This is a genomic window from Vibrio sp. 10N.222.52.B12 (genome assembly GCF_002875385.1).
Lineage (GTDB): Bacteria > Pseudomonadota > Gammaproteobacteria > Enterobacterales > Vibrionaceae > Vibrio > Vibrio jasicida.
In genome coordinates this window covers 137410-163972 of record NZ_MDAW01000098.1, presented here as the reverse complement: position 1 = coordinate 163972, position 26563 = coordinate 137410, and the positions used below count along the sequence as shown (strand labels likewise).

Annotated in this window: 22 protein-coding genes; 12 read left to right on the top strand and 10 right to left on the bottom strand. The window is 45.9% G+C overall.

From position 1 onward, the window contains the following. Positions 1 to 7: 7 nt before the first annotated feature. A complete protein-coding gene (locus BCT11_RS06335) occupies positions 8 to 3169 on the bottom strand; it encodes a glycosyl hydrolase family 18 protein (protein ID WP_038870818.1) in 3162 nt (1053 codons plus the stop codon). A gap of 278 nt (positions 3170 to 3447) precedes the next feature. Beyond that, positions 3448 to 4329: an AraC family transcriptional regulator gene (locus BCT11_RS06330; protein ID WP_045405308.1), complete on the bottom strand. Its 882-nt coding sequence runs from the start codon at positions 4327 to 4329 to the stop codon at positions 3448 to 3450. A gap of 181 nt (positions 4330 to 4510) precedes the next feature. On the opposite strand from BCT11_RS06330, the gene BCT11_RS06325 reads away from it, so the two are divergent. The 7 genes from BCT11_RS06325 (at position 4511) to BCT11_RS06295 (ending at position 10971) form a co-directional block, all read left to right on the top strand. Further along, complete coding sequence (locus tag BCT11_RS06325; protein WP_038870824.1) at positions 4511 to 5659, top strand: iron-containing alcohol dehydrogenase; 1149 nt, start codon at positions 4511 to 4513, stop codon at positions 5657 to 5659. Between the two features lie 264 nt (positions 5660 to 5923). Beyond that, positions 5924 to 6562 (top strand): lysoplasmalogenase, encoded by a 639-nt coding sequence (locus BCT11_RS06320; RefSeq protein ID WP_095760369.1) that lies wholly within the window; start codon positions 5924 to 5926, stop codon positions 6560 to 6562. 135 nt (positions 6563 to 6697) lie between these two features. Next, positions 6698 to 7432 (top strand): amino acid ABC transporter ATP-binding protein, encoded by a 735-nt coding sequence (locus BCT11_RS06315; protein WP_061034759.1) that lies wholly within the window; start codon positions 6698 to 6700, stop codon positions 7430 to 7432. A gap of 4 nt (positions 7433 to 7436) precedes the next feature. After that, positions 7437 to 8234 (top strand): amino acid ABC transporter permease, encoded by a 798-nt coding sequence (locus BCT11_RS06310; RefSeq protein WP_038877954.1) that lies wholly within the window; start codon positions 7437 to 7439, stop codon positions 8232 to 8234. 9 nt (positions 8235 to 8243) lie between these two features. After that, positions 8244 to 9062, top strand: a complete 819-nt coding sequence (locus BCT11_RS06305) for a transporter substrate-binding domain-containing protein (protein ID WP_042602789.1) — start codon at positions 8244 to 8246, stop codon at positions 9060 to 9062. A gap of 76 nt (positions 9063 to 9138) precedes the next feature. Next, positions 9139 to 10059, top strand: a complete 921-nt coding sequence (locus BCT11_RS06300; RefSeq protein ID WP_102387667.1) for an amino acid ABC transporter permease — start codon at positions 9139 to 9141, stop codon at positions 10057 to 10059. A 93-nt stretch (positions 10060 to 10152) separates the two neighbouring features. After that, positions 10153 to 10971, top strand: a complete 819-nt coding sequence (locus BCT11_RS06295; RefSeq protein ID WP_038870838.1) for an EAL domain-containing protein — start codon at positions 10153 to 10155, stop codon at positions 10969 to 10971. Between the two features lie 107 nt (positions 10972 to 11078). Here the strand turns inward: BCT11_RS06295 and BCT11_RS06290 are convergent, their stop codons facing one another. Further along, complete coding sequence (locus tag BCT11_RS06290) at positions 11079 to 11618, bottom strand: RNA-binding S4 domain-containing protein (RefSeq protein ID WP_102387666.1); 540 nt, start codon at positions 11616 to 11618, stop codon at positions 11079 to 11081. Positions 11619 to 11744: 126 nt separating this feature from the next. Here BCT11_RS06290 and BCT11_RS06285 point away from each other — a divergent pair, with 126 nt between their 5' ends. Next, positions 11745 to 12698 carry an endonuclease/exonuclease/phosphatase family protein gene (locus BCT11_RS06285; RefSeq protein WP_102387665.1) on the top strand — a complete coding sequence of 318 codons (954 nt, stop codon included), beginning with the start codon at positions 11745 to 11747 and terminating at the stop codon, positions 12696 to 12698. On the opposite strand, the gene cra is transcribed toward BCT11_RS06285, so the two are convergent. Next, positions 12688 to 13683 (bottom strand): catabolite repressor/activator, encoded by a 996-nt coding sequence (gene cra / locus BCT11_RS06280; protein ID WP_102387664.1) that lies wholly within the window; start codon positions 13681 to 13683, stop codon positions 12688 to 12690. The genes BCT11_RS06285 and cra overlap by 11 nt on opposite strands. 364 nt (positions 13684 to 14047) lie before the next feature. Here cra and fruB point away from each other — a divergent pair, with 364 nt between their 5' ends. Genes fruB through fruA form a run of 3 tightly spaced genes read left to right on the top strand, consistent with a single transcriptional unit; the run spans position 14048 to position 17920 of the window. Continuing rightward, positions 14048 to 15181, top strand: coding sequence for a fused PTS fructose transporter subunit IIA/HPr protein (fruB, locus tag BCT11_RS06275; RefSeq protein ID WP_102387663.1), 1134 nt, complete (start codon positions 14048 to 14050; stop codon positions 15179 to 15181). A gap of 11 nt (positions 15182 to 15192) precedes the next feature. Beyond that, on the top strand, positions 15193 to 16167 hold the full coding sequence (gene pfkB, locus BCT11_RS06270) for a 1-phosphofructokinase (RefSeq protein WP_045461600.1): 975 nt from the start codon (positions 15193 to 15195) through the stop codon (positions 16165 to 16167). 19 nt (positions 16168 to 16186) lie between these two features. After that, positions 16187 to 17920: a PTS fructose transporter subunit IIBC gene (gene fruA, locus BCT11_RS06265; protein WP_102387662.1), complete on the top strand. Its 1734-nt coding sequence runs from the start codon at positions 16187 to 16189 to the stop codon at positions 17918 to 17920. A 125-nt stretch (positions 17921 to 18045) separates the two neighbouring features. Here the strand turns inward: fruA and BCT11_RS06260 are convergent, their stop codons facing one another. Next, complete coding sequence (locus tag BCT11_RS06260; protein WP_102387661.1) at positions 18046 to 18540, bottom strand: hypothetical protein; 495 nt, start codon at positions 18538 to 18540, stop codon at positions 18046 to 18048. Beyond that, positions 18531 to 19313, bottom strand: a complete 783-nt coding sequence (locus BCT11_RS06255; RefSeq protein ID WP_241908993.1) for a helix-turn-helix domain-containing protein — start codon at positions 19311 to 19313, stop codon at positions 18531 to 18533. The genes BCT11_RS06260 and BCT11_RS06255 overlap by 10 nt, the downstream gene beginning before the upstream one ends. 357 nt (positions 19314 to 19670) lie before the next feature. Between BCT11_RS06255 and BCT11_RS06250 the strand changes: the two genes are divergently transcribed. Continuing rightward, the gene (locus BCT11_RS06250) at positions 19671 to 20234 is read left to right on the top strand and encodes a porin family protein (protein WP_039976789.1); all 564 of its coding nucleotides are present in this window, start codon (positions 19671 to 19673) and stop codon (positions 20232 to 20234) included. A gap of 85 nt (positions 20235 to 20319) precedes the next feature. Here BCT11_RS06250 and BCT11_RS06245 read toward each other — a convergent pair whose 3' ends face one another. The 4 genes from BCT11_RS06245 to BCT11_RS06230 form a co-directional block, all read right to left on the bottom strand. Beyond that, positions 20320 to 21033 carry a hypothetical protein gene (locus BCT11_RS06245; protein WP_102387658.1) on the bottom strand — a complete coding sequence of 238 codons (714 nt, stop codon included), beginning with the start codon at positions 21031 to 21033 and terminating at the stop codon, positions 20320 to 20322. A 275-nt stretch (positions 21034 to 21308) separates the two neighbouring features. After that, complete coding sequence (locus tag BCT11_RS06240; RefSeq protein ID WP_102387656.1) at positions 21309 to 24368, bottom strand: efflux RND transporter permease subunit; 3060 nt, start codon at positions 24366 to 24368, stop codon at positions 21309 to 21311. Continuing rightward, the gene (locus BCT11_RS06235) at positions 24368 to 25429 is read right to left on the bottom strand and encodes an efflux RND transporter periplasmic adaptor subunit (RefSeq protein ID WP_102387654.1); all 1062 of its coding nucleotides are present in this window, start codon (positions 25427 to 25429) and stop codon (positions 24368 to 24370) included. The genes BCT11_RS06240 and BCT11_RS06235 overlap by 1 nt, the downstream gene beginning before the upstream one ends. After that, the gene (locus tag BCT11_RS06230; protein WP_102387652.1) at positions 25429 to 26502 is read right to left on the bottom strand and encodes an efflux RND transporter periplasmic adaptor subunit; all 1074 of its coding nucleotides are present in this window, start codon (positions 26500 to 26502) and stop codon (positions 25429 to 25431) included. The genes BCT11_RS06235 and BCT11_RS06230 overlap by 1 nt, the downstream gene beginning before the upstream one ends. Positions 26503 to 26563 lie beyond the last annotated feature (61 nt).

Genomic DNA, 26563 nt, shown 5'->3' with positions numbered 1-26563 from the left:
AAACGGATTAGATGTTACATACTGTCGCCCAGCTACCATCGCTACCCGGCTCAGATGCTGTCCACCAATTTGCTTGGTACACCACACCATTGTGAATCACTTTATCACCTTGGTTAGCGTGGCTTGGGTTACCTTGCCAATCTGTTTGTGGAAGATCAGGGTAAGTAACTAGACCCGCAGTGTCACAAGTACCCGGCTCAGTACCGCCGCCGCCGCCAGTACCAGAGTTTAGGTCACCAATTGGTAGGTCTGGTTGCTCAAACTTAAACGCAAACTCTTTACCGCCAGAAATCACCGTATAGTTAGCTGGGCCAGAGATTGGTAAGTAGTAAACCATATCAAGCTCGTAAGTGCCGCCCGCTGGTAGGTCTTTCCATGCTGGTAGCGAGAAAGATACGCGGTGCATTACACCATCCAAACCACCAATGTTGTTCGCACGAGTATGGCCAGAAGCAATCACACTTAGACCGCCGCCAGACTGATCTTTCGCGTTATCCGGAGCAGATACAGGAATATCGAACTGGAATTCCGTACCACCAGGAATCGCTTGACCCGTGTTGTTGGTGAACGTGATCTTAGGGTTGATTGGGTAGTTTTGGTCACCAACTTTGAAACCACCAACACTCACTGCAATGTCTACTGCTTCAGTTGGGATTGCACCAGTTGCGATCTTGTTACCGTAAGGCGTTGCAGACTTAAACTTGTCGTAAATCGCTTTAGTCATAGTGTTACCCATGTGGTACTCACCATTGCCCGCCGCACAAGCCTGTTCTGTAGCGTCGATTGCAGTACGGTTGCCATTTGCGTCTAGTACATAACAGTTGTAGTCACCTGCCAGCTCCCAGAACATAATGCCACCGATTTCTTTGTCGATAACGTAGTCCGCTTTCACTTGTACAGACGCTTTATCTTCTGTCGATAGGAAAACGCTCTTCTCAGCATTCCATAGCCATGGTGCAACCGCAACATCATCATAGTGACGAGTGTAAGAACCAACAAACTTGTCCGTTGGATCGTTCACAGGGTCTAGGCCGTAAGCTTGAGCGTAAGAACCCCAAATACCTTTCTCTAGGTTCTTCGCATGCCACATTGGGTTTGAACCTGCACCCATTTCGTTGCCTTTAGGGTCAGTGTCATGCCACATGTTATCGATACCGATAGCGCCGTGACCACAATTGTTCTTCTCACCTTCACCAGTGCCAGGAGCACATTCAGATTGGTTAGGAAGTGCTGCTCGGCCCCATAGGCCATTATCACCACCTGTTACACCTTGCCAACCACGAGTGTAGTAAGGAACACCGATGTTAATTCGACCTGCTGGCATAGAACCACGGAAGTAGTGATACGCCCAGTCAGTATTCAAGTAGCCGATACCACCGTATGCCGCCGTGCCGTATACGTTCCACTGTGCCAACTCAGAATCTTTACCAGTGTCGTACAAGGCAGCGTTGTGACCAACGTGATCATTCCAAGCACCGTGCAAGTCGTAGGTCATGATGTTTACGTAATCGAGGTACTTAGTAACGTCGAATGTTTCCATACCGCGCAGTAAGTAACCAGAAGAAGGCGCCGCGATTGTTAGCATGTAGTGGATGCCGTCTTGCGAAGAAGCCGCATCTAGTTTCTCACGTAGAACTTTCATCAGCTCTTGGTAAGATGCCCATAAGTAAGCACGACGTGGTTCCATGAAGTCTTTATCGTAAGGGTTACCAGCACCCGCCATTGACGTTGGGTATTCGTAGTCGATATCTAGACCGTCAAACTTGTAGGTACGCATCATTTCAACGGCAGACGTTGCAAACTTCTCGATACCAGCATGGTTGATAGAGCCATCAGCATTAGTCGTCATGGTGTAGAAACCACCGTCAGCAACACGATTACCATCAGCACCGAAGTGACCGCCGGTTTCAGCCCAACCACCAATTGAAATTAGCGTCTTAACATCGTGTTTTTGCTTATAAGTTGCAAGTGCACCGAAGTGACCTTTAAAGCCCAGTGCTGGGTCAACTTCAACACCTGGCCATGTTTTACCTGTTGCTGGGTTAGTTGGATCTGTTACATCGCCCACATTCACTTTACCGTCTGAGCCAATGCTCACGAACGCGTAATTAATGTGTGTTAGCTGATCCCAAGGAATGTCTTTCACTAAGTATGCAGCTTGCGGGTCATCCCCACTACGCCAGCTTGTGAAGTAACCGATAACACGACGCGGGTGATCTGTACCCATTAGTTCACGACCATCTTCATCGTAAATAGTACAGTAAGGAACGTCGACACCTGCCGTTTGATACAGACCATCTGGACGACAGTTTGAAGTAACCGCACCGCCATTAACCACTAACGATACAAGAGAAGAGTCTGTTGTCGCACCAGCATCGTCTGTCGCTTTCGCGTAAATTGAGACGTTGCCTGCCGTTGCTGCAGTAAAGTCAACCGAATAAGGAGCAGCAGTTGCTGTACCAATCAGCGTACCTGCTGCGAAGAATTCCACTTTCGCAACCGCACCGTCAGCATCAGCTGCGTTTGCAGTCACCGTTACCGTACCACCAAGATCCACAGTCGTTGCAGAGAGCGCTACGTCAACGGTTGGTGCTTCATTACCAGGCTGACCGGCGTTAACAGTAAGGGTTACAGCACTTGCCGCACTCACTGCGTTTTTATCATCGTAAGCTTTCGTTGAGAATTCATGCGCGCCTTCAGTCGCCGTCCATGATGCTGTGAAAGGTGCTGCAGTTGACGTACCCACTAGAGCGCCATCAACAAAGAATTCAACTTTACTGATGGTTCCATCCGTATCTGCCGCATCCGCAGCAAGAGTAACAACATCACCTGCTGTAATTGAAGCCGACGCAGAAGGTGAAGTTAATGAAACTGTCGGAACTTCATTCACTGGTGGGTCAATTGGGCCACCATCACAAGCGCCAAGGTTTTCCCACTCCCCCCATTGACCGGACTGTGCAGGGTTGTTGTTTTGCGTCCAGTAGCGCGCTTTGTATGCGCTGTTTTCGTGTTGAACTTGGTCACCGCCGTTGTAAACCTTTGACGAATCCCAAGCCGCTAACGGCGTACAATCAACGGCTGCATAGCTGTTGAAGGCCATTAGACAAGATGCAGTTAACGTACTGAGTGTAAATACACTCTTTACTGCTTTCCCGTTTCTAAGGTGCATATTGCTCTTCCTTAAGTTATTGTTAGTACAATACAAAATACGCTTTAAATACTGCGCATCATTACTTTTGTTTCGACGTAAAATAACTTAAGTACAAGTACAGAGTTTCACACTAAGAATTTATAGATTTTCAGCAACACCTCTCAAGAATCCACTAAAACCTTGCAACGAATGACATCTTATTTTGCACCGATAACTAATTTTATTACTCAAATAAATATATCGATCGCAAATAATTAAAAAACACAAAAAAAGTCCTAATTTTGAAATAAAGATCACTAAGCCTTTGTTGATCTTGGCGTTTCGTTAAAGTGCCGCTTGTACTCACGACTAAACTGAGAAGGACTGCTATAGCCCACTTGTCTCGCGGCGTCATTCACTCTTCTTCCTTCAAGCTGAATCAATTCACGAGCTTTATTCAAACGCACCTTTTTGATGTATTGCAACGGTGACTCCAAAGTCACACTCCTGAACGCTTGGTGAAACGCGGATACACTCATGTTCGCCTCTTCAGCCAACGTTTGTACATTGAGTTGTTCATGGTATTCCTGATGAACGCGGTTTAATGCTTTTGCAACCCTCGCATACGACCCCTCTTGATGTGCGAGCTCAAAAAGAACATGGCCGGATTCACTCACCAAAGTACGGTAGACGATCTCTTCTAGAAGCATGTCGCCAAGCATTGCGACTTCAAGATCGTTGCACAATGCCGTCATTAGACGTTTGCACGCATCCAGCATTAGATCGTTCATACGAACCGATTTCAACCCACAACGAGCAGCGTCCTCACAAGTATTGCTGAAGTGTTGCGACTCCATTTTTTTGACCAACTTTTGAAGCATGGCGGGAGAAATATCAATGGAAATACCCAACAAAGGCTCGTCGTTAACAGAAATTGCTTCGCACTCAAGTGGCATAGGCACCCCTACAACCAAATAATCGTCAGGGCCATAACGTACTGGCGTTTGGCCAATATGAATATTCTTGTAACCTTGCCCTAAAACAATAATCCCTGATTGATAAACAAAAGGTTGACGATTATTGCCTTTGCTACTGCGATAAAACCACACACCATCAATGGCGGTTTCTTTAATGCCTTCTAAATCATCTAAACCATATTTAGTGGCGTACTGCTGCATGATCTCAGCAAGTGTCTTCATCTTGTCACTCCAATAGTTATGCACGCACTATACTTGGAGTTCCGATTACAGTTCCAGCACAAGAACGGTATATTTGTAGAAATAGGCAATAAATTTGCAGAAATCGGTCTACTCAGCGCCATTAACGCATACTAATATGCATGTATTAACCATCCTCACATTGGAAGCAAGAGGTCTAATAATGAACTTTTCATACGTCAACCCTACTCAAATCTTCTTTGGCCAAGGCCAAATTGCCGCAATCAAAGATGCAATCCCTGCAGACCAAAAAGTACTGGTTATCTACGGTGGCGGTTCTATTAAAAAGAACGGCGTGTACGACCAAGTTGCACAAGCACTTGAAGGTCGCGAGTGGCTTGAATTCTCTGGCGTAGAGCCAAACCCAACGAAAGAAACCTTGGATAAAGCGGTAGCGACCGTTAAAGAGCAGAATGTTGATTTTATTCTTGCTGTTGGTGGTGGCTCAGTAATTGATGGTTCTAAATACGTTGCAGCTGCGGCTAAGTACGATGGTGATGGCTGGGACATCATGGTAGGTAAACACCAAGTAACAGAAGCAACACCACTCGCAGCTATTTTGACACTGCCTGCAACAGGTTCCGAGTCAAACATGGGCGCGGTAATCACGAAGAAAGAAACGCAAGATAAATTGGCGTTCTTAGCACCTGCAGTTCAACCGAAGTTTGCAGTTCTTGACCCAGACGTAATGAAGACCCTGCCAGAGCGTCAGCTTATCAACGGTCTTGTGGATGCATGGGTTCACGTTTGTGAGCAATACCTAACATTACCAACAGGCGCAATGGTTCAAGACGGCTATGCAGAAGCGCTACTTAAAAACCTAAAAGTACTCGGCGATCAGTTCGCAGAACGTGATAACGACCAATGGCGTGCGAACCTAATGTGGACAGCAAACCAAGCATTGAACGGCCTTATTGGTAGTGGCGTTCCACAAGACTGGGCGACTCACATGATTGGTCACGAACTAACTGCGCTTTGGCACGTAGACCACGCACGCTCACTAGCGATCATCCAACCATCGCTACTTCGTAACCAAATGCAGTTCAAACGCCCTAAGCTTGAGCAAATGGGTCGTAACGTATTTGGCTTATCAGAAAGTGAAGATTTGGCAGAACGCACGATTCAAGCCATCGAAGCTTTCTATCATCAGCTAGACGTAGCAACTCAACTTGAAGGTTACGGTGATGATCGTGAAGCCGCTATTGACTCAGTAATTGCACAGCTATCAAAGCACGGCATGACGGTTCTTGGCGAGAACCAAGCGATTGACCTAGAAAACAGCCGTAAGATCCTAGATCTCGCCGTAGCATAACGACCTGATCTATCAAATTTCTGCCTTTTTTAACGGTATTGTGTCCCCGCAGACACAATACCGTTTTTTTATGGTAATTTAGCCGCACACTGACAAATCGATATAAATTGAACTTTTCTGCTAAAAAAATAACAAAAGGCGATAGTTCGATGTTGTTATGTAAGCCGATGACCAAAAACAAACCAAGTGCTTACTAGTCGATGTGTCCATTTTTTGCTTGCTCATAAAAATGAGCGTTTAGTCGTCTATTCAAGAGTTAATCGTATGTGGCTGATTGTCGTAGCTTGCGCGCTCATACATATCATCAGTATCAAGACTGGCCCTAAGTGGTTATTCTTTTTGACCAAACCGCTACCTATCACAGCAATGATTGGGATGCTAATGCTGTCTCCGGCAAACCACCTCCCCTACACCCAGTGGATCATTGGCGGTCTCTCATTGTCACTCATGGGTGACCTTATCTTGATGCACCCAAAAGACAAATTTGTTGCGGGCATTAAACTGTTTTGTCTTGCCCAAATTAGTTACGCTTTGGGCTTCATCAATATGGCAGCATGGCACTTCACACCTTGGTTGCCATTTGCCGTATTTGGCGTAGGCGTCTGTGCCTATTTCTTCTTTAAACCCGATTTGGGGAAAGAAAAGTGGTCGGTAGCTAGCTATATCTTTGTTTTGATGACAATGCTATGGATGGCGATGGAGTACTACGCCAGTGGAAAGACCCAATCATCGGCCTTCGCGGTTCTCGGCAGTTTCATCTTCACTATGTCCGGAGTTGTCCTTGCCTTCGAACGATTTGGCAGTACATCGGTATTTTCGCGCCAAGTGGTGATGACAACCTACTACTCTGCACAGTTTCTTATCACTATGTCTGTCTTCGCAATTGTGATCCGTTTTCTCTAAAACTGACTATATTATTGATTAGTTTTATCACGAGTTATTTGCTCACCAGTTGGACAGTTTATGCTTGATTAACAGGTGCAATACGGTTAATAACTTGTTATTGTAGAAAGAAATTTATTCTAAAAGTTGGCAGCCTTGAAAGAGAAAAATATCGTTGTTGAGTTCAGCGGCGTAAACAAGTGGTATGGTGAATATCACGCCCTCAAAGACATTAATTTTTCAGTACATACCGGTGAAATCGTTGTTGTTTGCGGCCCTTCTGGCTCAGGAAAATCCACGCTAATCCGTTGCATCAACCACTTAGAATCCATCCAAGAAGGTGAGCTCAGCGTCTTCGAACAACCTGCCAATTCTAAAGCACAAAAACCGGGTAAAGTCGGCATGGTATTTCAGCACTTTCACCTGTTTCCACATCTCACGGTGTTAGAAAACCTCACTCTTGCCCCTATCCGCACGCTAAAGCTTTCTAAGCAAGAAGCGGAAAAACGTGCAATTCATTATCTCAAGCGCGTTAACATCGAAGAACAAGCCAACAAATACCCAATTCAACTGTCTGGTGGTCAGCAGCAGCGTGTGGCTATCGCACGCTCGCTCTGTATGGAACCAGATTTACTGCTATTTGACGAGCCGACTTCGGCGCTCGATCCTGAAATGATCAACGAAGTGTTGGACGTGATGGTGGAGTTAGCACAAAGTGGCATGACCATGATTTGTGTAACGCACGAAATGGGATTCGCCAAAAAGGTCGCCAATCGAGTGGTCTTTATGGATGAAGGTGAAATCATCGAGATGAACTCCCCTGTGGCACTTTTTGAGACACCGCAGCACCCTCGGACGCAGGCATTCTTAAATCAGATTCTGAGTTACTAAATACATGGTCTATAGAATCTTCAAACCTGTCCTTCAAGCGTTACTACAAATCACTGTCCTTCTCATCGCTATCGCATGGGTATTGGATTCTGGTGCTCAAGCAATGGGATATCAATGGCAGTGGGAACGTGTACCTGACTATATTGCCTTCTACGAAGATGGTGAGTGGTGGCCGGCAGAATTAATCGAAGGACTTATCGTCACGCTAAAGATTTCTGCGATTAGTCTATTCTTCACTTTAGTGATTGGATTGGTGACCGCGCTTTTAAGGCTTAGCGATTCCAAAGTTGGTAATGCGATTGGAACGACGTATGTCGAACTTATTCGTAATACGCCGCTACTGGTACAGATTTACCTACTCTACTTCGTCTTTGGTCCTGTCATTGGTTTGGATAGATTCAGCACCGCAGTCCTCGCGTTATCCTTATTCCAAGGAGCCTATACCGCCGAGATCTTCCGTGCTGGCTTAAACAGCATTCCAAAAGGTCAGTTTGAAGCGGCGAAGACATTAGGGTTATCGCCTTTCTTCGCCTACAAAGACGTCATACTTCCGCAAGTGTTGCAACGCACCTTGCCACCTTTGACGAATGAAGTGGTTTCTCTTATTAAAAACTCTTCAATTGTCAGCGTCATGGCAATCTTTGACTTAACGACCGAAGCGAGAAACATCGTATCGGAAACGGCCATGCCGTTTGAAATCTGGTTTAGCGTAGCAGCAATCTACCTTGCTCTTACACTATCACTTTCTGGCCTATCCGCTTGGCTAGAACACAAACTAGGAGCCAGTTGGCGCAAATTATAAGGAGATAACATGAAGTTATTCAAAGCGACCATTACTGCATTATTGGGGCTTGCGATTGCTTTGCCTTCGCTTGCAAAAGAAGAAGCCGCGACCCCAAATGTTGATCAAATCAAAGACCGCGGCACGCTTCGCGTTGGTATGTCGACATTTGTGCCTTGGGCAATGCGTAACAAACAAGGTGAGTTAATTGGTTTTGAAATCGATGTAGCGAAACGCCTAGCCGCAGATTCAGGCTTACAAGTTGAATTCGTACCGACAGCGTGGGACGGCATCATCCCAGCTCTTCTTGCTAAGAAGTTTGATGTAATCATTGGTGGCATGTCGATTACGCCAGAACGTTCAAAGAGCGTATTGTTTACTGAACCTTACTCGCACTCAGGTGTTCAAGTAGCAGCAAACAAAGAGCTAGCGGCTGGCTTTAGTGAGTTTTCAGACTTTGACTCTCGCCGCATAAAAATTGCCGCTCGCCGAGGAGCATTCACAGTGCAAGTGGCACGTGAAACCTTCCCTAAAGCGAAGATCCTTCAGTTTGATGACGATGCACAAGCATTCCAAGAGGTATTGAACGGCAACGCACACGCGGTTATTGCATCGAGCCCGAAACCGGAACATGAAGCGATCAAGCATGCTGACAAACTGTTCATTCCATTTACTGAGCGTCTATCCAAAGGTAATGAGGCATTTGCAGTCCGCCTAGGCGAAGAAGATAAGAAAGCCTTCTTCAACGAGTGGATTGAAGCTCGCACACAAGATGGTTGGTTAGATGAGCGCTACGAATACTGGTTCTCAACGCTAGATTGGCAAGACCAGGTGGCACAAGGTCAATAACCTTAATCATCGCACGAATTAACAACACCGACTCGTACTTCGGGTCGGTTTTCTTCTCTACTATCGGAGTCAAACTTTGAGCGGACAAACCACCACTCGCGTTGCACCAACCAAAGCAAAATCAGGCTTTTTCTTAAGTCGTTTTAACCTACTCGATTGGGTACTGCTTGCCATCTGCGCGTTGGCTGGGGTTTGGCTCTATCATCGTTCTACCGTTGGCGTAAACTACATCTGGCATTGGAAAGAAGCCATTGACCTCTTATTCACCCCAAGAGCTGACGGCGGCTTGCCGTATTTCTTCCAAGGCCTAATCTCAACGCTGCGCTTAAGCCTTTGGGGCATAACCTTTGCTCTCGTATTGGGCACTCTACTTGGTTTAGCTCGATTCTCAGCCTCAGCTTGGCTACGCACACCTGCCAACGCTTTTATTCAATTGGTACGAAACATTCCACCTTTGGTATTCGTATTCATCTTCTATTTTTTCATCTCGAACCAGTTAATCCCATTACTTGGGTTAGAAGATCTTCTGCGCAACTATCGCGGAGATACAAATGCACTACAGAACTTCTTATTTGGTCCACCAAACCTATGGGAAAACGTGGCCTCTGGTGTGCTTTGTGTCGGCTTACTGTCTTCGGCTTATATTGCTGAAGTGGTTCGCGCTGGTTTGCAAAGCGTGGATAAAGGCCAGTGGGAAGCTGCAGATTCACTCGGCTTATCTCGCTGGGTCAAATACCGTTTTGTAATTGCCCCACAAGTACTCAAAGCAATTACACCGGCACTGGCAGGACAAACCATTTCACTGGTTAAAGACACTTCTATCGTTTCGCTGATCTCGATTCAAGAAATGACCTTTGTCGGCACAGAGATGGCCAATTCATCAGGCTACATTTTCGAAATTTGGTTAATCGTCGGCTTCGTTTACTTTCTGATTTGTTTCGGTCTATCAATGATTTTTAGATACATAGAGAAAAAATCGGAATCTATTTCAAATTAACTTAAAAGCCCTCATATTTAAGACTTTGTAAGCCTTCAAATCGGAACTCCATCCTGTTACAGTCATTGCCATGCTAGTTTTTTGGCGTTTTTCATGGAGTTAAAGCAGCAGTCCGACTACGAGCAGTACATAAGACAGGACAGTCTTGGTGAATACTATGTCGTGCTCAACCAATATACGTTTTACAGTGTTTATCAACCTATCTTCGATAAGCATAGAAACATAATAGGTATGGAAGCCCTACTCCGCATTCGTGGTGTAGACGGCGCTAACATTCGGCCAGACCTGTTCTTTGCTGATGCAAGTATTGATACCTACTTTCGTCTATGTATCGAGTTTTTATCTCGTGCTATTCATATTCGTAACTTTGCCAAGCACTTCGCAGGTTCAACAATTAAGTTATTTCTTAATGTCATGCCTCAAACGCTGCTTACCCTAACTAAAGATATGGGTTTCAAAGATAACGGCCTTCTGTACAAACGCTTAGAAGAGCTTGGAATGCACCCCTCTGACGTCGTATTTGAAGTAGTTGAAGAATCTTGTGGTGACACTGAGCTTTTGATAGAAGCCGTCCAATTGATGAGGGCGAATGGCTTCTTGTTCGCTATTGACGACTTTGGCTCTCACCATTCAAACATGTCTCGCGTTAAACATCTTTGCCCCGACATCATCAAGATAGACCGTTCTTACCTTCTCGATTATTGTTCAGGTGATACGCTGGCGATTGCAAACGCAGTAGAACTGGCTGAAGAGATGAATGCGAAAGTCGTAATAGAAGGTGTAGAGGAAAACATTCAGCTTTCCGCCATGCAACGATTAGACTTAGATTATTACCAAGGTTTTTACCTCGGCAAGCCTAACGCAATCCACCATTGGACGAATCAGGTTAATAGTAATAAGCTTCTGCATTGAGCTCATACGAGCATCCTCGCCCACTCTACAAATAAAAAGCGCCGACTTAGTCACACTAAGTCGGCGCTTTTTAGTTATTCGAATCTATCGAATCAAACCAACATCAATTAAAAGAAGTCGATTGAGTTACGGCCGCTGTTCGGATCGCGAGTCGCTTTAGGCTTATCTTCTTTTTTGCCTTTCTTAGCCGATTGAGATAAGGCTTCTTTCTGTGCTTTACGCTCTTTGTGCGCGGCTTTACGGCCTGTTGATTTCGGCCCTTTAACGTTCGCTTTGTCGTTCTTTTTCAAACGAGACTTTTCTTTGCGAGCCGCTTGTGCTTCTTTCTTCGCCTTTTTCTCTGCTTTTTCTTCAGCAGATTCAGGTTCAGTTACTGGCGCGTCACAGACAACAACATAATATTCTTGGTTGAACTCGAAAAAATCACCATCGTACATTTTGCGACGCTTGCGCGTTTCTAGTTCACCATTTACCGCAACGTAACCTTCTTCGATGATGTGTTTTGCTTCACCACCGCCACTCACCAAGTTTGCGATTTTAAAAAGCTTATACAGTTCAATTGGGTGCGCGTCGACGTCGATGCCAATCGCTTCGATTTCAATTTCTTCGCCTTCTAAATACTCTTCGTTTTCGTAATCTTGGGTCATGTTCGGTACTCATTAATCTTGATGCACGGAGTTTAAACGGAATGCGTACAAATAGAAACGTGATCTTCACTCATCTCTTCTATTTGGGTATATACTCACCCAATAACTCCTTGAACGAGCGTCATTTTGTCTAAAACGAGCCAAATCACCTTCGCCACGGCGAATCTATTTAACTTTATCGCCCCACCCAATGCCTATTATGATTTCGAGAACATCTACTCGACAGAACAATGGCAAGACAAACTCGCTTGGACAAAATCACAAATCGAACAGCTCAATCCTGACATCATCGGCTTGCAAGAAGTGTTCAGCATTGAAGAAACCAAAAACTTCTTTGCTGAGATCGGTTACGAACACTTTGCCTGTGTCGATACGCCACATGTCGAAGGCGATTATATCTACTCGCGTCCTGTTGTCGCCGTCGCTTCGCGTTTTCCGATTGAACATTATGAAGCAGTTACATTCGACAAAGAAACACTCGCTGCCTTTGGCGACCTCACCGCGCCCCCTTTCAGTCGAAAACCGGTTAGAGCGAGCATTGTGCATCCCGTTATCGGCCATATTACGGTTTATGTGACGCATTTAAAATCTCAACGCCCTGCGGACACAGATGCCCCCGAACAGGCAAGCAGACCGATTGCCCGATGGCTCTCAACTCAACAACGTGGCTGGGAAGCGGCAATGTTGCGTGATGCCATGCAAAAGCACTATGCGAGTAGCCCGATGCCAACGGTATTAATGGGTGACATGAACCAACCCATCACTGATGCCAGTGTGAACAAGGCGTTGGTTGAAAAGCATGGTGACAGCGTCACTGATTTGCGACTTAATGATGGTTGGGATTTACAAGTAACACCACTGCTGGACTCAAGGCCTGCAACCCATTATCACTTCGCAAAAGGTAATGTTTTGGATTACATACTGTTGTCGCAAGAGTTCGATTCTCATGAAGATGTATCAATAGCAGAAGTCACGAATTACCAAGTGCTGGATGCGCACCTAATCAATCCGTCTTTTGAGAGGGATAAAAACGCCAGCGACCACGCATTTGTGGCGCTGACGGTAGAAATTAAGCTTTAGTTTCGGTGTGGCGCTTTACAATCTTACGCGGAATCAACTCCACTCCTGCTTTATAGCGCTTAGCTGAAGCATTAAGCGCCAACTCCATTGCGCTGTCGGCGATCAGCTCAAACTGCTGTGGGAGCGAGTTGATTTTGATTGGAAGAAAATCGAGCAAGCGGTTATCACCAAAGGTGGCCAAACGTACTTTGCCCATCAACTCTGGCTTTTCCAACATCACATCCAACACGCCTTCTAATAAGGTGTAAGACATGGTCACCATAGCATCTGGCAGCTTGCCCTTTTCGATCCACCCTTCTAACACCTTCTTGCCTTCTTCACGAGAGAAGTGCTGACCATAACCTACTAATGCCTCGTTACCTTTTTGCTGGCATGCAGAACGGAAACCCAGTTCACGCTCTTTAGAGACTTGCAGTTCTTCTAATGCGCCAATCAGGCCGATGGACTCAATCTCAGGCGACAATACTGATTCTGTAAGCTCAAACGCCGCATCAAAATCTTCACTGATCACACAACAAAAGTGTTCATCATCCATAGGACGGTCAAGTGCGATAACGGGCGTACCCGAGTTTTGCAGCTTAAGATAATATTCGCTAGCTGCTGGCATACTGCTCGCCACGAATAGCGCATCAATACGACGACTCACGAGCGCCTCCGCAACCTTTTGCTCCGTTTGCGGATCATCATCAGAACAGCCGATCAAAATTTGGTAGCCCGCTTTACGCGAGTTCTGTTCAATCAGTTTTGCTAAACGCGCGTAACTGGTGTTCTCTAAATCTGGAATGATCAAACCGAACGAACGGGAGTTGCCCGCTCTTAAAGAAGATGCGGCGTGATCCGGTTTGTAATTGTACTGCTCAACCACCGCCATGACTTTCTTTTGAGTCTTTTCGCTGATGCGGTATTTCTGCGCTTTTCCGTTAATCACATAGCTTGCCGTGGTCTTCGAAACCCCAGCTAATTTTGCTATTTCATCCAGTGTCATATTCTAAGCCCTGTTCTGTGCGCGGGATCATATTAATACATCAACGATCCTTCGATAAGTTGAATTATATGCTGAACCGATTCAGTATAAAAGCTGAAAGGATTCAGCAAAACTCAAAAATTGACGAGAGTCACCAAAATCACGCAATACAGGCTCCCTTTGCTAGGCTTTAAAAGCATAAAGCCATGAGTGGTTAAGTTTCGATTTTAGAAACAGTTTCGCTGAGTGTTTTAAAAAATTTGACCAAAAGCTGAATCGATTCAGTTTCTTTTGTTAAGCAAAACAGATAAACGATGTTACGCAAACCAATCTCTGCGTAGCCAAGATGAATTAGAAATAGATACCTTAAGGCTGGAGAAGCACCATGCTTAAGCTAAGTAAGAACGACATTACCCTATCTCAATCCGCTACAGATAAGTTTGAAGCGATCAAAAGCATCGCGAAAAGCCTGACAGACAAAGGTCTGGTTGAACAAGGCTATGTAGAAGGCATGCTAAACCGTGAAAACCAGAACTCTACGTTTCTAGGTAACGGTATCGCGATTCCACACGGCACGACTGACACGCGCTCAATGGTGAAAACCACGGGTGTTGCTGTTCACCACTTCCCAGAAGGCGTTGAATGGGGCGACGGCAACACAGTTTACGTTGCGATCGGTATTGCAGCGAAATCAGACGAGCACTTGGGCATTCTTAAGCAGCTAACAAAAGTACTGGGTTCGGATGGCGTTGAAGAGCGTCTGCGTGATGCGAAAAACGAAGACGACATTATTGCCCTACTTCATGGCGACATTCAGCTAGAAGCGGATTTCGATGCTTCTCTCATTCAATTGCTATTCCCAGCAAGCGACATGATTCAAATGAGCGCGGTTGCTGGCGGCCTACTTAAAAACACAGGTTGTGCAGGTACAGAATTCGTTGCAGATCTAGTAACGAAAACGCCAACGCACCTAGGCCAAGGTCTATGGCTTGTTGGTAGTGATAAACAAGTAACTCGCACTGGTGTTTCTTTTGTATCAACAGCAAATGATTGTGAATTCGAAGGCGAGAAAGTGCGTGCTCTAGTTGCATTTGCAGCTTGCAACAATGCTCACCAATCTATCCTAAGCACGATTTCAAAGCTTGTGTTTAACAACGAACACAGCAAATTACTTGATGCTTCTGCTGAACAGATCCTTGCACTGTTCAAAGGCGAAGAAATGGCAACAGAAGCGGCTGAAGATGGCAACACGGCAATCTTTAAGATCAAAAACGCCCACGGCCTACACGCTCGTCCTGGCGCAATGCTAGTTGCTGAAGCGAAGAAGTTCGAATCTACCATTCGTGTGGCAAACCTAGATGGCGACGGCAAAGCAGTGAACGCGAAGAGCCTAATGAAAGTTATCGCACTAGGCGTGAAACACGGCCACCAGCTTCAATTCTCTGCTGAAGGTCCAGATGCTGCACAAGCACTTGAGTCAATCGGCAAAGCAATCGCATCTGGTCTTGGCGAAGGTTAAGGGGCGAGAGAATGACAGCATTGAAAACAAACAAAGTCGTTACCATCACGCTTAACCCTGCCCTTGACCTAACAGGTTCGCTGGACTCAATTAAAGTGGGTTCTGTCAGTCTAGTTGAAAAGAGCAACCTACACGCGGCCGGCAAAGGCGTAAACGTAGCGAAAGTGCTTAGTGACCTAGGTGCAGACGTAACAGTGACGGGCTTTCTTGGCAAAGACAACCCTGAGCTGTTCCACCAGCTATTTAGCGATATCAAGGTTAAAAACGAGTTCGTCGAAGTCGAAGGCGCAACTCGCATCAACGTGAAATTGGTTGAAGCAGATGGCCAAGTGAGCGACATCAACTTCCCTGGCGTTCAAGTTACGGCAGAAGAAATCGCGCGCTTTGAAGAAACCCTATTCCGCCTTGCAGAAACGCACGATTACTTTGTATTGGCAGGCAGCCTACCGGGTGGTGTTACTGCAGAGCAATGCGCGGCATGGATTGAAAAACTGCATCAGCAAGGCAAAAAAGTCTTGTTCGATAGCAGCAAAGCGGCACTACGTGCAGGCATCGACGCTCATCCTTGGTTGATCAAACCAAACGACGAAGAGCTAAGTGACTTTGTCGGCGAGCACCTTTCAACGCCAGAACAATGCCAAGAAGCAGCGCAAACGCTAAGCGATAAAGGTATTGAGAACATCGTTGTTTCTATGGGAGCAGACGGCGTGATGTGGCTTAACCAAGGTGAATGGCTACGTGCTCAACCACCACGAATGAATGTAGTAAGCACTGTTGGCGCTGGCGATACGCTTGTTGCTGGCCTGTGCTGGGGTCACATGCAAGTGATGCCGAAAAACGATTTACTGCGCTTCGCTACTGCGCTTTCTGCCCTAGCAGTGAGCCAAGTTGGCGTTGGCCTAACCAGTCAGGAAGAACTGGAGAACATCAAGCTCCAAACACAAGTAACCGAGCTTTACCCTAATACGAACTTAGACAAAAACTAAGGAACAGAAGGTTATCAGTATGAATATTGCCATTATTACAGCTTGTCCAAGTGGTGTTGCGAACAGCATCATTGCGGCAGGTCTACTAGAACAAGCAGCGTCGAAGCTGGGTTGGAACGCAAAGATTGAATGCCAATCAAGCGTGGTTGAACCAACACTGCTGACAGACACTGACATTGAACAAGCAGAAGCGATCGTAATTGCGGCTAACACTCCAGTTGATACTTCTCGTTTCGTAGGTAAAAAAGTCTACCAAGCAGATATCAGCACCGTAGCGAAAGACGCATCCGCTTTCTTACAAACTGCGGTTGAAAGTGCAGCAACGCTAGAGCAAGCAACCACAGTTGCGGCACCAGCAGAAAGCGCATCTGCAACTAAGAAGATTGTTGCTATCACTGCATGTCCAACCGGCGTTGCACACACCTTCATGGCAGCAGAAGCACTAGAGGAAGAAGGCAAACGTCGCGGTCACCAAATTAAAGTGGAAACGCGTGGCTCAGTAGGTGCGAAAAACCAACTGACTGACCAAGAAATCGCAGACGCAGATTTGGTCATCATCGCAGCAGACATCGAAGTACCTCTTGACCGCTTCAACGGCAAGAAGATGTACCGCACTAAAACCGGTCCAGCGCTGAAGAAAACAGCGGAAGAAATGGACAAAGCGTTTGAACAAGCAAGCGTATACCAACACTCTGGTTCTTCTAGCGCATCATCAGCGACAGAAGAGAAGAAAGGCGCGTACAAACACCTAATGACCGGTGTATCTCACATGCTTCCAGTTGTGGTTGCCGGTGGTTTGATTATCGCCCTATCCTTCGTATTTGGTATCGAAGCGTTTAAAGAAGAAGGCACGCTAGCAGCAGCGCTAATGAACATCGGTGGTGGCTCTGCATTCGCATTGATGATCCCAGTTCTTGCTGGTTACATCGCTTTCTCTATTGCTGACCGTCCGGGTCTGGCTCCAGGTCTAGTTGGCGGTATGCTTGCTAGTTCAACAGGTGCAGGTTTCCTTGGTGGTATCGCAGCAGGTTTCATCGCAGGTTACGCTGCTAAGTTCCTTGCCGACAAAGTAAAACTTCCACAATCAATGGAAGCACTTAAACCTATCCTTATCATCCCGTTCGTGGCGACATTGTTCACGGGTCTTGTGATGATTTACATCGTGGGTGGTCCAGTATCTGGCATCATGAACGGCCTAACTGATTTCCTAAACAACATGGGTTCAGACAGTGCAGTTCTACTGGGTATTATCCTTGGCGCGATGATGTGTTTCGACTTAGGTGGTCCAGTAAACAAAGCTGCTTACGCATTCGGTGTAGGTCTATTGGCTTCGCAAACTTACGCACCAATGGCTGCAATCATGGCCGCGGGTATGGTTCCTGCACTAGGTATGGGTCTTGCGACGTTCATTGCTAAGAACAAGTTCGAGCAAAGCGAGCGTGAAGCAGGTAAAGCCTCATTCGTGCTTGGTCTGTGCTTTATCTCTGAAGGTGCAATCCCATTCGCAGCGAAAGATCCAATGCGTGTTATCCCATCATGTATGGCGGGTGGCGCACTAACTGGTGCTCTATCGATGCTGTTCGGTGCAAAACTGATGGCACCACACGGTGGTTTGTTCGTACTGCTTATCCCTAACGCAATCTCACCAGTGCTAATGTACTTGGTAGCAATCGCAGCAGGTACAGCGGTAACAGGTTTTACTTACGCGTTCCTAAAGAACAAAGCAGAAACGAAACAACAAGCAGCCGCTTAATCATGGCTGAAACGCGTATGCGTATCTAATTACAATGCCTCCCTCGATTTGGCATTCGACACCTCCTTCTCGCTTCGGCATTGGGAGGTGTTTTTTATTGAGCAAGAAGCGGAGTCTAACGGGCGCTAAATCCGATAGCAGATAAAGTTACTCTCTTCTGTTTCGCTCTGATTGAAAAAGAACAGTTGTTCGTCTTCCACTTTGTAGATGAAGTCTGTTTTTGTGCCCACGTAAGAGTTCATGTCTCTGACGAAAACCTCACTCTCCGTTGGCTGTTCATTCCAACTGACTTTCTGATAATCCACCGTCAGCGCATGTCCCTCCACTTGATACTTACCGTTGTAAACCAGTTCATATTCTTTTCTTTCGCCCTTTTTCGTCAGCAACGTTCCTTTCTGGAAAATGTACATGTCCCTATCCGAGCTAAACACCACGACAGAACGGTCACTGATGTTTTCATAACGTCGGTAACCTCTGGTAATAAAGTCTTCTTCAAACGTTGCACACGCCCAGCGCGAGCCAGTAATTTCATCGGATTGGAAATACTTTTGGTGAACAACCACACCTACTAGGCCAATTGCCAATGCAATATTGAGTACGAGGAGTTTGTTTATCTGCATATTGCATCCGCCCTACTCATGCTCTCTAAGACCGTTTCTTTCAAGGTGTCGATATCGAGAGAAAACTTAATGTAGTTGACGTTCTTATTGCTGTTTTTGGCGAAAGCGAACGCACGCAGAATATGCGCCCCTTCTTGATAAGCCGATTCAGACACACGCAAATACACGATGGCCGGACATACTGGAAATACCTCATCATTGAGGCTCTTTGCCAAAGCCGAAAGATCTAATTCGTCATGATTTTGATCGTAAAAGTAGAAGTCCGTTTCTGACACTGAAAAGTGCTGGTAATCCGAATCATCAAGAAAATCAGGATGCGGCGCAAACGGACGAAAATAAAGCACAGAAACAATAGCGATAAGCAGGAAAGCCGTCATCAGTATCGGAGTTAAGCTAAATGCCTTATCTCGCGATTCAGCCTCTTGCTCGGGCGCTGTTTTGACTTGAGGTTCAACATCATCAATTTCGAGCGTTTGGAGTTCTGGTATCTCAACTTTCTGTTTTATGGGTTTCACATCCGCATCAACTTCCAGTAAATAACCAATTTTACTCACCGTTTTAATCTGTACGCCTTGTGCGTTCAACTGAGCCAGTTTCTTTCTTAAACCGGAAATCACATTGGTCAATGCTTGATCGGTAACGACTGAACCATCCCAACAGATTTCGAACAACTCTTCGCGAGTTACATGTACGCCCTGCTTTTCAAGCATCAAGTTCAGCACTTGGTATGGAAGTGGCCTTAGAGGAACATCATTACCGTGTGAATTGGACAATGTCCTTGTCGTCGGATCGAGGACCAAATTGGCGAAATAGATTCTATGCATACAGGCTCACTGCTTTCTCAACTCCTTGAATTATAGGTCAGGTTTGCCGAACCATTCTAAAAACCAAGTCATCTTCATCACACCACAATGCAGCACTCAGTTTTTAGTAATGAAGGATTCAAACATCAATTTTTAACTCTGCATACCTTCCGAGCACACAAAAAACACACAATTGCCTAAGTCACTAAATCAATAGGAATTATTTGGTTTTTGTTTACTTTTTGTTTAGTTTTTCAGCGCCTCATTTAGATAATGAACACTGTTTTAAACACAACAATACAGACAGTAATACAGAGGTAAATAACAATGAAAAAAGCAGCCACCCTTATCGCCGTACTTGTTAGCATTCAGGCTCATGCAAATAGCTCACAGGATGTATCAGGGTTTTATCTGGGCGGGGGTATGGGTAACACCACATACAGTGATGATAGTCCGTTTACACATTTGGATGCTGATGGCACAACTTTTAAAATTATTGGCGGTTATCAATTCAATCGTATCGTCGGTATAGAAGCTCAATACACTGACTACGGTGATATCAAAGTAAAGAACACGCCTTTTGATCTCAACGTAAATAGTGCGTCTGTTGCTGCAAACATTGGCTACACATTCGACAATGGGTTACGACCATTCGCGACGCTAGGTTTGGGCTACATTTCGGTGGATGTTCCTGAATTTCTCGGTGAAGACGAAAACGAGCTGCTACTTCGCGTAGGGGCCGGTCTTGAATACACGCCGCATCAGTTTAACAACATCACTTTCCGAGCAGCGTATGAGATGGACCACTTCAATGTCGGCTCGAAAGGCTCGAACTGGGACACCAACATTCAGGTCGGCTCTTTCTATGCGGGTGCAACTTATAAGTTTTAATAAAAAAACAAACGCGGACACATAGAAAGTACAAAGGGCGAACGCTTACGATAAGCGTTCGCCCTTTCTTGTATAACGTGCCGATTTATTGCATCGGTTCAGATTCGATATCCACGTCACCGCTGTTCAAGTTCACCATCGCGTTGTAAACATTTTGCGGATCACCATGGTGTTTAAAGGTGAAGTGATACACGTTGGCCGGCGTCCAAATCTCTTTGTCATCGACGGGCATAATATCGTAACCATCTTGCTGGTATAACTCTGTCGCCATCACATACGCTGTCGCAGTCTGAACTTGAGTGTTGTGGTCGATTTTAGGTTCTACTGAAGGGTTACTTGGATAAGATTCACCGTTGTAACTCATCTGACGATAAGCACCATTACTCCACACAACAAAGTCTTGCCAACCGTTGCTGTAGCTGTCTATTAGTGCAATCGGTGTTCTTGTTACCGACATGCGGTTCAGCACTTTACCGTTATTATCGAACATATATGCCGTGCAGCCACCACTTCCGCAGAAGAAACGGTCTTGGAACAACACCAAATGTTCTGCTGTACCATCACTGTTCAAATCAGCAGATCCCGTAACATAACGAATTTTGTCCGTTTCTAAAGAAAGCCCTTCTGGGTTCAGAATGCTTTGGTCAATCCACGTTGCGATGGTCGCTGCATCTGCACTTTTTAGCTCAACAGGGACTTGAGAATCTGTATTATCAGTAGAAATGCCGTCTGTGGAAGAACAGCCAATTAGCGTTAGTGAACCTAAAAGGAAGAGTCCATGTAATCCGCGATTGTTCATTTGCGTTCGCTCTTTTATTGATGATGTTTCCTTAGTATACGCAAGATTTATCAATCGCTTGTAAGAAAATCATAAAAATCAGTAAGGTGTACACCAAACCACCAGCCTTCCTTTTCGCCCTTATCTTTTTCTCCAGCCTCTCTTCTTCTCTCTTTTGCTTCTCACTTCTATTCTCTTTTCCCTCTCGTATCTTGACTCTCCCCGATCAAAAAAGCCCTGGGGAAAGTCCCCAGGGCTAGGCAGGAATCTGACAATAAATAAAGCCAGGAAGTCCCTTATGCAGTGGTTGGTTTGATCTTAAACAGAATTGCAAACATGACTGGTACAACAATCAGAGTCAAAACTGTAGCAAAACCAAGGCCTGCCATAATCGTAATCGCCATTGAGCCGAAGAACGCATCTGATACCAGAGGAATCATTCCCAGAATCGTCGTCAATGCCGCCATACTCACTGGACGAACACGGCTGATCGCACTGTCGACAATCGCTAAGTAAGGATCCTTACCTGATGCTAGCTCTAGGTTAATCTGGTCAAGAAGTACGATACCGTTTTTCAGAATCATACCGCTCAAGCTCAATAGACCAAGGAACGCGGTAAAGCTAAATGGCATGTTTGTCGTCAGAAGACCAAATGCCACACCAATGATAGACAGCGGTACAGTGAACCAAATAACCAATGGCTTCTTCAGTGAGTTAAACAGAAGCATCGTAATGATGAACATCAACAAATAACCCATTGGCAATGAGCCAAACAGACCTTCTTGTGCATCTTTCGATGATTCGTATTCGCCGCCCCAAGTGATTTCATAGCCTTCAGGAAGGTGCAAAGCCATCACTTTAGGCTCAATGCGAGAGAATAAACTTGCGGGTGTATCGTCACTAAGCACATCATGGTCAGCCAATACCGTTAGAGTACGCTTACGGTCACGACGCTGAATTAACGGCTCATCCCAAGCCAGCTTCACACCATCGATCACTTGATCAACTGGGATATAAGATTGTAACGATGGACTCCAAATATTCACGTTTTGCAGTGATTCGAAATCTACACGCTCTTCTTCTGGTAAACGCGTCATGATAGGTAGTGTATCTGTACCATCACGAAGGAAACCAAGCGTGCTACCCCCAAACGCCATTTGTAACGTGCTTGAAAGATCTTCTTTCGAGATGCCCAAGCGACGTGCTTTAGATTCGTTGAATACCGGTACGAGCTCTTTAGTGCGCTCACGCCAGTCGTGACGAATGTTACGAGCACCCGGGTCAGTATGAAGAATGTCTTCTACTTGCACCGCGAGATCACGAAGCACTTGTGGATCTGGGCCAGTAATACGCGCTTCAATCTTAGACGCTGGCGACGGGCCGAATTCCATCAACTTGAACTGGAACGTTGGTTTATCGAACGTCTTCGCTAGGTTGTCATCCAACTTATGCAGCAGTTCAAACATGTTCTCACGATCTGTCGTACGAACTTGGAACTGCGCGTAAGCTTCGTAACTTTTCTCTGGTTGGTAAGTCAGAGCGAAACGCTGCAAGCCTTGACCAATCGAAGCTGAAACAAAATCGACATCATCTTGTGTACGAATGTAGCTTTCTACTTCTTCCGCTTTCTTGATGGTCTCGCGAATGTCTGTGCCTTCTGGCATCCACATATCAACGTAGAACATCGGCGTGTTTGATGGCGGGAAGAACTGTTGCTTCACACTACCAAACGCAACCACAGCTCCGACGAGCAATGCGACCATGCCTGCTACCGTTAACCAACGGAAACACAACGCAAATTTAAGAGACGCACCAAACACGACCAACAACCAACCTTTGTACGGATCTTCGTCTTCTGCTTGTGTATTTTTGTCTTCTTCTTTTAGCAGAAGGTCTGCAAGGAATGGCGTCAAAGTAATCGCAGTTACCCAGCTTAGAAATAGTGAGAAACACAATACCCAGAACAGAGAGCCCATGAACTCACCAGTCGCATCTTGAGACAGACCGATAGGCGCAAACGCGGTAATAGCAATGACTGTCGCACCAAGCAGCGGCCACTGAGTTTGTTTCACGATATCTGTTGCAGCTTGAACTTTGGTTCGCCCCTTCTTAAGGCCAACCAATATCCCCTCGACCACCACGATGGCGTTATCCACCAGCATACCGAGCGCAATGATCAACGCACCAAGCGAGATGCGGTGCAGTTCGATATTGTTGTAGTTCATCAAAATGAAGGTACCGAATACCGTCAACAACAGCACCAAACCGATGATCACGCCACTGCGTAAACCCATAGTGAACAGCAGTACGATGATTACGATAGCAACCGCTTCTGCCAAACTAATAACAAACGCTTTTACTGAATCGTCTACTTCTTGCGATTGGTTGTAGAAGTAGTTCATATCCAAACCAGCCGGCTTGATGGTCTCAAGATTCGCCAGTTCAGCTTCAATACGTTGACCGACTTCTACTACGTTTACGCCAGACGCAAACGAAATACCAATGTTGATTGCTTTCTTACCGTTATACAGCAGCACATTGCCCGGCTTTTCTTGAATGCCACGGCTGATGGTTGCAACGTCTTTCAAGCGAATCAGATTACCGGTGTCACGACCGTGAATGATCAGGTTTTCTAGTGCTTCTACGGTGTTTAATGTACCGCTTGGGCGAATAATAAGGCTCTCGCCGTTTACCATCACCTCGCCCGCAGAAACCACATTGTTCTGTTGGTTCAGTAAGCCAGAAATCACGTTCATGTCGAGGTTCAAAGCCGCTAAGCGATCCAATGAAATCTCAACAAACAACATCTCTTGTTGGTCACCAGCGATGTCAACTTTACCCACGCCATCGATCAGTTCGAGTTCACGCGTGAGCTGGTCTGCGTAACGTTTAAGTTCTACGTAATCGTAGTCGTCACCCGTTAACATCAGCATTACGCCGTACACGTCACCAAAGTCATCAATGATTTGCAGAGATTGAACGCCTTGCGGCAAAGTTGGTTGCAGATCGTTGATTTTACGGCGCATTTCATCCCAGATTTGCGGCAATTCATCCGGACCGTAGTCCATCTTCATACTCACCATAATCTGTGACATACCACTTGAGGACGTCGACGTGATCTTATCGATATAAGGCAGCTTACGAATCTCTTTCTCAAGCGGATACGTCAGCTCTTCTTCTACTTCTTTAGAAGTCGCACCAGGATAAGTCGCAATCACCATCGCATCTTTGATGGTAAATGCCGGGTCTTCCAATCGACCCAGTTCTAGGAACGACGTCACACCGCCGATCGCTAGAATAACGATGAACAGCCAGCTGATGACTTTGTTCTTAATTGAGTATTCAGCAATGCTCATTATTGTTGTTTCTCCACCACATCCACATGCTTACCTTCTCGCAGTTTGCGTAAGCTGGAATTCACTAATACATCGCCTTGAGCAACACCTGATGACACAATCGCACCTTCGCCATTAACTTGGTCGATGGTTACTTCCACTTTAGTGACCGCGTCACCATTCAATTTCCAAACGAAAAACTCACCATCTTGATTGCCCGCTTGTAATGCAGTCATTGGAATGTTGTAACCATCAATGGAAGTAATACCCGCTGCCACCATGTCTACTGCAACGCTTACACTCGTACCCGGCAGAATCTCTTCCTCAGGTTGTGGCATGGTTAAATACATTTGGTAGGTTTGCGTTTGAGCATTTGGCTCACTGGTGTGCTCCAAGTAATCCAACGCATAGGATTTCGCATCACCCGAGAACGTTGCTTGAGGTTGGTAGCTCATGCTTTGTGTATTTGGGTTTACCATCGCAAGCACGTTGTCTGACAGCTCGATACGAACGTACACCTTGTCGCTTTGGTACAGGTTAAGAACCGGCTCACCAATCGCAACACGCTCAAATCGCTCTTTGAATACATCAGAAACCTTGCCCGCAAACGGGGCAAATAAACGTGTGTAGTTCAGTTGATTTGTCGCGTTGTAGAAGTTTGCTTCCGCCAGCTCTTTATTTGCCGTTAGCTCATCCAACTCCGCTTTAGAAATCATTTGGCGGTGATGCAGTTCTTCACCACGTTTAAGCTGACGAATCGCAAGCGTGTATTGTGCTTCTGCATCGTTTACCGCTTGCTTTTCTTTGCTGTCGTCTAGCTTGGCGATCATCTGGCCTTCTTTAACCGTGTCACCCGCTTTAACGAGCACATGCTGAACTTCGCCTGCACGACGGAATGCAATTGGCGTTTGTTCCGCAGGCACGACTTGGCCTTTAAATGTGCGGTATTGGCTTTTTACTGGAACATCAACAGCAACCGTAGACACATACAAAGGTTGCTCTGCGGTCACTTCGTCTGTGCTGTTACAACCGGTCAGTACGGCCAATGCGATAACCGATACTGTTAATAATGAACGTTTCATTAGATACCTTCCTCACGAACCCAAGCTTTCACTACTTGGCCTTCCACTAGGCGTTCAACACCTGCAATAACAACGTAATCATTCTTGTCTAGACCCGACTCAACAGCACCGTTCGCATTTAGTGACAAGGTCACTTTATTCACTTGCTGTGTATCGCTGTCCATTACCCAAACTTCACCATGAGCGGCGTCTTTCGACACCCAAGCCGCATTTGGCAGCATCATCGCGTTCGATACGTTTTGCTTCGCAATGTGTACTTGGCCTGTCATGCCCGTTAGCAAGTTACGATCAGAAGGACGAGTAATCGTCACGATCGCTTCGTAGCTGTTGGTATCAGCATTGGGTTGAGTAGAGATTTCTTTGAATTTGCCTTGGATACGGTTGTTTGGCTCGCTGTCCATCGTCACCCACATCTCTGCGTCTTTAAGTGAGTTCAATGACACCGCTTCGGCGTAAGTCACAGGCAAAGTAAACGACACATCCAAAGTGGTGTTGTCGATTAGGTTTAGGATTTCTTGCTTAGCAGCAACCACTTGGTATGGCTTCACATAGGTATAAGACACCACACCATCAAACGGCGCATGAATCTCTGTATAGCTCAAATCGGTTTTCGCTTGCTCTAGATTTGCCAGTGCCGCTTTGTATTGCGTTTCTTGTTGGTCGTAACTGTCTGTACTGATCAGCTTCTGGTTGTACAAGCTTTTCGAGCGTTCCCATTGGGTTTTCGCTAATGCGTACTGCGCTTGTGATGCATCAAGAGCTAACTGCAAGTCTTTTGGGTCTAGCGTTGCAAGTACATCGCCCTGCTTCACTTCTTCACCCATTCTCACGATCAACTTCTCAATTTCGCCACCTACCTGAAATGAAAGTTGGGCTCTGTACGTTGCATCTATTCGTGCAAGGAATGCATCGGAATCGGCAACAGTCAGATCATTAACAGCAAGTAATTTTACAGGTTTGATTAATGGCTCAGACGGTTCTGATACGGCTTTGTTACACCCTGTCAGCATCGTGGCGAGGCTCAATGCCACCGCTGCTCCCACAAATGTGCGCTTTAAGTATTGTTTTCGCACTGGCTTTCTCCATCGACTTTACATTTACTACACAGATGTGCAGTATATGTATAACGAAAAA